Raw genomic sequence first — 1,789 nt, forward strand, 5'->3', positions numbered from 1 at the left:
AATGCTTAGGAAATCACTACGCCCAGGAGCAGTGGGCTGGGGCATACAAGATGCGAAAGTGTTTTTACACACTCTGGGCCGGTCTTTGCCGGTCGAAACTAGTGCAGATTGGATTTGGAGATTTCAACGCTGAGCAGCCAAAACAAAATTTGCTGATCAGCGGTTGTGCAAATTGATGGTCAAGTCCGCGCAATTACACGGCCAACGATTGTTGGACGAAACCAACCCGCAATCAGGGAAGAGCCGGCAGTATTGCAAACCGCGCTACCAGCTATAGCTCGCAACAGATGGGCGAAGCTAGTCACAAAGGAAATCGTCGCAGTAGAAGTCACCAGTGGGACGTGGGTGGGGTGGGCAGGAAAGGCCAGCTCATCACCATCTATACGAAGACCGAGACGAAGCTGCTGCCCGCAAAGACGCAGAGACTGATCGAGTTTCTGATAACTCGCCTGAACCCGCCTGAATGAAGCTACACGGCCAGTGCTGGTTCATTCAGCCAAGCCCATAGAACGCGTGCGATTTAGCCAGCTCATCGAGGCCTTGGACGAGCATTCGCCTCTACCCAACCCTCTGAACCTAGTATACCGAGTATACTAAATAATTTTCATTATCATCTATTGACAGTTCAAGGGAGGGTTCGTAAGATAAAAGTGTTCTCGCAACCTTCACTGCCCTTGAGGCAGCTTAGAATGAGACAACGCAAAGCCTTCGGCCTGAGCGAGATCCGAAAGGATCAACTGCTTCACTACTTCACTGCCGTATGGCAGCTTAGAAAAAGGTGTTGGAAGCCTTGGCTTACAACCCTATTTCCCCACTAAAGTGGGTTGTGTTCAAAACCGCCTTCGGGCGGTTTTGTCGTTTTGGCGGCGCGTATAACGGGCGCCTTTTTCAATCACCCCCTGCTCAAGACCTTTCCCGTTCCACCTTCGCCCTCAACAGCTTTAAGCCCGCAATCATTTAAGATGGATCGACATCTGAACCTCCCTGGTTCCGATTGCGCAATTGCACCCATCTGACCAGTCCATTGCATTGGCACTGACCACCGTGTGCATCTGACTTGACCACCGGACAGCAGCGATGCAACAGGCAGAAAACGGCCAGATACGACAGTCTCAGAGCGGCCGATTCTGTTGAAAAAGTAGCGGCCTCCCTATGCCGTTGGCAAAATTGCTTTGTCAGCGAGCGTGGGGGCGAACAGCATGATGGGACAGTTACCGGGAGGACAGCAGCGCCTGTTCTACTCGTTCAATCTGGAAGATCACGTCCCGGCCCAACATCTCCTGCGCAGCATCGACCAGTGCCTGGATCTCAGTGATCTGCGTGCCTACCTGGCAGATTTCTATAGCCCCATCGGGCGTCCCTCGATTGACCCGGAGTTGATGGTGCGCATGCTGGTCGTCGGCTACTGCTATGGCATTCGTTCCGAGCGGCGATTGTGCGAAGAGGTGCACTTGAACCTGGCCTATCGCTGGTTCTGCCGGCTGGGTCTGGAAGACGAAGTACCCAATCACTCAACCTTCTCGAAGAATCGCCATGGACGTTTTCGTGACAGCGATCTGTTCCGCTGGTTGTTCAATGAGGTGTTGCGGCGTTGCATGGCGGCCGGCCTAGTCAAGGGCGAAGGTTTCGCCGTCGACGCCAGCATCATCAAGGCTGATGCCAGCCGGCAACGTGGGGTAGCAGGAGATGAAGTCGATTGGCGCGATCCAGCACTCAGCAGCCGCGCCGTGCGCGAGTACCTCGAAGCCCTTGATGAAGAGGCGCTGGCTGAAGCTCTTCCCAAGAAAAT

Annotated in this window: 1 pseudogene; it reads left to right on the forward strand. The window is 53.9% G+C overall.

What is annotated here, in order from left to right:
* Nucleotides 1-1,199 precede the first annotated feature (1,199 nt).
* Nucleotides 1,200-1,789: pseudogene (locus EGJ86_RS23030) on the forward strand (IS1182-like element ISCfr1 family transposase); the annotation flags it as partial.

Origin of the sequence: Pseudomonas sp. o96-267 (genome assembly GCF_003935465.1) — a bacterium.
GTDB lineage: Bacteria > Pseudomonadota > Gammaproteobacteria > Pseudomonadales > Pseudomonadaceae > Aquipseudomonas > Aquipseudomonas sediminis.